This window comes from Frankia sp. CoBUL1 (genome assembly GCF_978021245.1).
The window spans coordinates 1-5,350 of record NZ_CDXDOS010000233.1; the positions used below are offsets into that span (position 1 = coordinate 1).

Genomic DNA, 5,350 nt, shown 5'->3' on the forward strand with positions numbered 1-5,350 from the left:
CCCCTGACCCCACCGAACACGACAACAACCCCGTCCCACGGGGTGGGAAGCGGGGTCGCGGACCTGCTCCTCAAGGAGCGATTCATTGAGGAGCGCGGGTACTGACGGGCTGGCCAGGAAGAAATCACTGGCCAGCGTCACTGACGTCGGATGTGCTGCGGGAGGAGGAAACGGCACGGCCCAGCGGAGGAGGCCGCGAGCGGGACGAGGGGAGCGGAGGCCTGGCAGGAGCAGCCGCATGGCCGCGGCCGAGTTCGATCCGATGAGAAGGCGGGCGGAACCCGCGCGACGATCTTCGGAAGTCTCGTCCAGGGCGACCGTGTCACCTTGAGGGCATTATCGAGGCTGGTTCCGCGAGGGGGTTTTCCGACACGCTGGCCGGAGGGATATCAACCCGCGCCGAGAGTGCGATCAGGGAAAGCAGGAAGGCGCCGGCAGCCATGCCCGCCGCGACGACGAAGGACACCTGAAAGGCATCGACTGCGCCGCTAAGCATCGCGGTCGGATCTCCGGGATGAGCGGCGAGATGATCGGAGATGACGCGGGCCGACACCGTCGAGAGAATCGAGACGCCGAGGGCCGCGCCGATCTCCTGGGAGGTGCTCAGGAGTCCTGCCTCAACCCCGGAGTCGTCGCTGTTGGAGCCGCTGAAGGCGGCCACGTTGAGTGCGGTGAGGGAGGTCGCGAGACCGGCGCCGCACAGCACGAGCGCCGGCAGCAGCACCGCCGTGTACCTGGTGTCGGCGTCGCCCCGGGACAGGAGGGCCACGCCGACAGTGAGGAGGACAAGGCCGACGAGCAGCGCGGGTTTGGGACCGCGCGCGGAACGACTCGCTGTCGCCTGGGCGACGTTGGCCGCGAGCGCGGCCGCGGTTGCCATCGGCACGAATGTCAGCCCGGCCTTCATCGGGCTGTAGCCGAGTACCTGCTGCACATACAGGGCCACCAGGAGGAAAGCCGACCCGAAGCTGGCCCACACGAGCAGGGTCGCGCCGTTGGCGACGCTGAGACCACGCCGACGGAAGAGGGCCAACGGCATGAGCGGGTCGTCGCTGCGGCTCTCGATCACGATGAAGGCGATCAGAAGAACGGCGGCTGATCCGAACAGAGCAAGGATCGCCGGGCTGGTGAAACCGCGCTGCTCCGCCTGTGTGATGGCCACGACCAGCGAGAACATCGACCCGGTCGCGGTGAGCGCGCCGGCGATGTCGAAGCCGTGGTGAGAACGGGTGTCACGGGTCTCCGGCATGATCCTTCCGACCACGGCAAGCAGGAGTAGGCAGAAGGGAATTTTGATCGCGAACGCCCACCGCCATCCCGGCCCGTCGGTGAGGACCCCGCCCGCCAAGACGCCCACTCCGGCCGCCGCGCTGGACACCGCACCGAACACCCCGAGCGCCTTGTTTCTGCTCGGCCCTTGCGGGTAGATCGCGTTGATCGTCCCCAGCGCGGCCGGGGCGAGCATGGCCGCACCGAGCCCCTCCAGGGCCCGCCCAGCGAGCAGCACGCCGGTCACGTTGGCGAGCGTGCACACCACGGTGCCGACCGCGAAGACCCCCGTGCCCAGCCGGAACAGTCGCCGTCGGCCGAGTAGATCGCCAGCCCTGCCACCCAGCAGGAGCAGGCTGCCCAGGGCTATCCCGTAGGCCGTGACCGTGTAGGGCTGGGTCTCGCGGCTCATCTGAAGATCGGCAGCCAGGCTGGGTAGCGCGACATTCACGCTGGACAGGCTGAACACGACCAGGAACTGGCCGAGGCACACGACCGGCAGCAGCAGTGGTGATGCCGCAGACTCCTTCGGCTGAGCGGACCTCGACATACTCGCCTCCACTCCCCCGAGACCGACTTCCATTCCGGAAGTGATCCTAGATGCTTCCGAAATGGAAGTCAACAGATACACTGGCCGGGTGCTTGACCAGCACGACGAGTCCGACTGCCCGGCCGCTCGCGCGCTCGGGCTGATCGGCGATCACTGGTCCCTGCTGATCATCCGAGAGGCGTTCGGCGGCGCTCGGCGCTACGACGACTTCCGAACCCGTCTGAAGATCTCCGATCACACCCTCACCCGGCGCCTCGACCGGCTCGTCGATCGAGGCATCCTGCAACGCAGGCTTTATCAGCCACGTCCACCTCGTTCGGAATACGAGCTGACGTCGGCGGGCCGGGATCTCGCGCCGATCCTGATGGAACTCGGCCGATGGGGCTCCCGATGGACTACGGGAGCCGGCCCGGATCGATCGCTGCCCGCGAGCCTGCTCCGTGCCATGGACGAGTAACCCGGCCAGGAGCAGGAGCTTCCTGGGGCGGCTCCAGGTGTCAACCGGCGGCGCGTCAGTGCGGCCGAAGGTCCAGGGCCGGCCCGGACGCCCGCGCGTGTCCCGTCGGACAAGGAGGCTGGTGGGGGCCAGACCGAGGCTCGTCGCGGCCGGTCTGATCACCCCCGGTATCCGCTGCCCGATCTCGACCGCGCCTTCAGCGTACTGATCGACAGGCCGGCGGGATCCGCCAAAGCCTTGATCGAAATCTGTCGCGAAGAAGCATGACTGAAAACATGACTGCTATACGGACACATCATGCGCCTATTATCGACGTTTGGTAGCAAGTGATGGCAAACAAAGGATAAGTGCTAAATTAGGCATCAAGCTGTGCTAGAACCATTGCGGAGCGACGCCAGCCGAGGGGCGGGGCGTGACCGTCGGCGCAGATGCACGGACGGCCACGCATCTGTCGTGACGCCGCGGCGCATCCCACCCGTGCACCTGGGCAGACAGGAGGATGGTCATGGCAGCGCCGCGCAGGAGATCTTCGTCGGGATCGGGCCGGACGTCCGCCCGCCGCCGGCAACCGACCCGGTCCCGCCGGGCCGCTTCACGGACGAGGAGCCGGCGGGAACGCAAACACGTCCATCTCGCCTGCTATCTCGCCTTCGGTGCCGCCGGACTGTGGCTCACCCTGCGGGGCACGTGGGTCGCGCTGCCGGTGGCCCTGCTCGTGATCACCGTGATGTTGGGATTCCGTTGGCCGACGCTCTGCCGGGCCTACCGGACCGACGACGGCATCTGCGAGACCCCGGTCAACGGCTGGCTCACCGGATGCGCGAGTCATGCCCCCTTCAAACGGCGCGATCTGCGGGCGGTCGCCTGGCCGCCGAACCGTGTCTCGCCGTTTCACCCGATCGTGCTCGCCCTGCGGATTCCACCGCGCGAGCCCGAGGCGCAGCCGGACCTCGACGGCGCTCCCCGCCGAGTCACCATGCGTAATCTCGTGACCTCGCTGGTACTCGCCGTCGCCGTGTTGATGACCGGATTCGGCCTCCTGCTCGGTGCGGCATGACCGGCGGGAGCGGGCCAGCCGACGGCTCCACCGGCCGGAGAATGGTCGGAACGCGGCTCTACAGTTCGGATTCCCCGGCCAGCATCGCCCGGGAGCTGAGCCGGAAACCGATGGTCCCGTCCACGATCTTTCGGATCACGGTGGCTTTCGGATCCCTGCCGCCGACACCGTCGACACCCAGGGCGCCCGCCAGGGCCCGTAGCTGTGGGACCGGGATCCGGCCCAGGGCGGCCAGGTGCTCCCGGGCTTCCTCCCGGCTCGCGGCGGCGACCAGTGTCGCGTGCAGCTTCTCGACGTCCACGGACGCCGGGAGCCGGGAGCCGTCCGCCGCGGCACGACTGCCCGGGTCTGCTGCCGTGGCCGTGGGCGCTGCTGTGGCCGTGGGGACGACCGCGAGCCGCGCCCGACCCGCCACGAGATCGTCGAGCTGCCGGACGTCCAGGGTGTCGAGCAGATCGGACACCTGGCGCAGGAGAACAGCCCCGAGACGGGCCGCATCCCGACCCGGGTGGCTGGCGGGCCGACTGTCAGGAGCCATGGTTTGCCGTCCGGATGCGTTTGAGGAACTCCTCGACCAGGCTCTGCAGTTCCCAGGCGAGTTCCCGGCTGAGCTGCTCGGTGAGAATGGCGGGGAGCTGGGAGCGGGCCGCGCCGGCGAAGTGCTTGTTGCTCTCCCGAAGCATCGCATCGAAGACGGGCAGCCCGAGGCTTCTGGTCTGCGCTATGTAGGGCCGCAGCGCCGAGACGGGCTGACCACCGTAGTACTGGACCATTGTGAAGACGACGCCCAGAATCATCGGTTCCAGTTTCTTCACGGCCGGCCGGAGGTCGGCCTGCAGATCAGCGACCTGGTTGAATTCCCAGGTGAACCGGCGCAGCCGGGACTGCAGGTGATCGATTCCGAGGGTGGACAGCTCGTCCGGGCGGGCCGGGATGAGCAGTTGGTCGCTGGCCGCCACGGCGGACCTCGTGATGACGCCGAAGTTCGGCGGGCAGTCGATGAGCACCAGATCGTAGAGCGGCCCGGGCAGGGTGGCAAGCCCGGCCGCGAGACGCAGATAGACGTCGAAGTAGTGGCGTGTTGACCGGTGGATCTGTGCCCCACCCAACCGCGCGGCGAGATCCATCTCGACGTCGCCGAGGGCAAGGTGGGACGCGATCAGGCCGAGTCGGCCACCGCTATGCGCGATGCGGGAGTTCGCCACCGTGGGGGCGGTGACGAGTGCCTCGAGCCCCGGCACCGGCCCGTCCATTCGCCAGGCTTCGAACCACTGTTTGATGGTCCGGCCCTCGGCGAGGTGCGCCCGCCAGTCCTCCGGCCGGTAGAAGGAGAAGGTGAGGCTCGCCTGCGGATCAAGATCGATCAGAAGAACCCGTTTTCCCCAGCGGGCGATCTCCGCGCCGATGTTCGCCGTCAGAGTGGTCTTTCCGACTCCGCCCTTGTAGTTCATGACCGAGACCACTTTCACGGTGTCACCGCTCTTGTGGATGACCGCGATATATTAAGATAGCCGTCAGGTTTGCTTCGTGGACTTCGATGATGTGTCATCCCCCTGTCGCGCACTGGCGCCGTCCGTACGCGTGACCCGCGCCGGCCTTCTTCCTGCCAGCACACCACGTGCCGTTGACGCCACTTCCGGGATCCCCTGGACGGGTGAGTGCCGTGCGTGGACATTTGGCCGCCGATGACCATCGATCGTCCAGCTGATCCCACGTTGGGAGGGTCGTGGGAGAGGTCGTAGGGCAGCCAGCCGCGCACCGGCTCCGGACTGCCGCCACGCCGGACCTGGCCGACTGGTGGGTACATCATGGTCAACTCAAGCGAAGTGGGACGGTACCAAGACGAAGGCCCGCAAGTCCGGCCGGACACCCCAAGCCGACCGTCTTCCGTCAGTGCCCCTGCTCACCCGGTGCCCCCGGCCACCGTCTGCGGCATCAGGCCGAGACGAGAGGGTGAGTTTCGGGTGATGCTGGGTTTGACGCGGCGAACAGGCGGTAGGTAATGAGCCTTTCCGCG

5 protein-coding genes are annotated in these 5,350 nt (G+C 67.7%); 2 read left to right on the forward strand and 3 right to left on the reverse strand.

Annotated elements, in window-relative coordinates; all coding sequences use genetic code 11:
* Nucleotides 1–322: 322 nt before the first annotated feature.
* Entirely contained in the window at nucleotides 323–1,819 is a 1,497-nt protein-coding gene (locus tag AC08OX_RS14500) for an MFS transporter (RefSeq protein WP_476608307.1), read from the reverse strand.
* Nucleotides 1,820–1,880: 61 nt separating this feature from the next.
* Between AC08OX_RS14500 and AC08OX_RS14505 the strand changes: the two genes are divergently transcribed.
* Together AC08OX_RS14505 and AC08OX_RS14510 are read left to right on the forward strand one after the other, a co-directional pair.
* Complete coding sequence (locus AC08OX_RS14505) at nucleotides 1,881–2,276, forward strand: winged helix-turn-helix transcriptional regulator (protein ID WP_476608308.1); 396 nt, start codon at nucleotides 1,881–1,883, stop codon at nucleotides 2,274–2,276.
* Between the two features lie 505 nt (nucleotides 2,277–2,781).
* Nucleotides 2,782–3,333 carry a hypothetical protein gene (locus AC08OX_RS14510; protein WP_476608309.1) on the forward strand — a complete coding sequence of 184 codons (552 nt, stop codon included), beginning with the start codon at nucleotides 2,782–2,784 and terminating at the stop codon, nucleotides 3,331–3,333.
* 58 nt (nucleotides 3,334–3,391) lie between these two features.
* Here the strand turns inward: AC08OX_RS14510 and AC08OX_RS14515 are convergent, their stop codons facing one another.
* On the reverse strand, nucleotides 3,392–3,871 hold the full coding sequence (locus AC08OX_RS14515; protein WP_476608310.1) for a hypothetical protein: 480 nt from the start codon (nucleotides 3,869–3,871) through the stop codon (nucleotides 3,392–3,394).
* Nucleotides 3,861–4,802, reverse strand: a complete 942-nt coding sequence (locus AC08OX_RS14520; protein WP_476608311.1) for a ParA family protein — start codon at nucleotides 4,800–4,802, stop codon at nucleotides 3,861–3,863. Before AC08OX_RS14520 ends, AC08OX_RS14515 begins: the two co-directional genes overlap by 11 nt.
* Nucleotides 4,803–5,350 lie beyond the last annotated feature (548 nt).

What these genes read in the sequence shown, in the direction of transcription:
- AC08OX_RS14510 (WP_476608309.1), top strand. Translation starts at nt 2,782, where the DNA reads ATGGCAGCGCCGCGCAGGAGATCTTCGTCGGGATCGGGCCGGACGTCC.
- AC08OX_RS14505 (WP_476608308.1), top strand. Translation starts at nt 1,881, where the DNA reads ATGGAAGTCAACAGATACACTGGCCGGGTGCTTGACCAGCACGACGAG.
- AC08OX_RS14515 (WP_476608310.1), bottom strand. Translation starts at nt 3,871, where the DNA reads ATGGCTCCTGACAGTCGGCCCGCCAGCCACCCGGGTCGGGATGCGGCC.
- AC08OX_RS14500 (WP_476608307.1), bottom strand. Translation starts at nt 1,819, where the DNA reads ATGTCGAGGTCCGCTCAGCCGAAGGAGTCTGCGGCATCACCACTGCTG.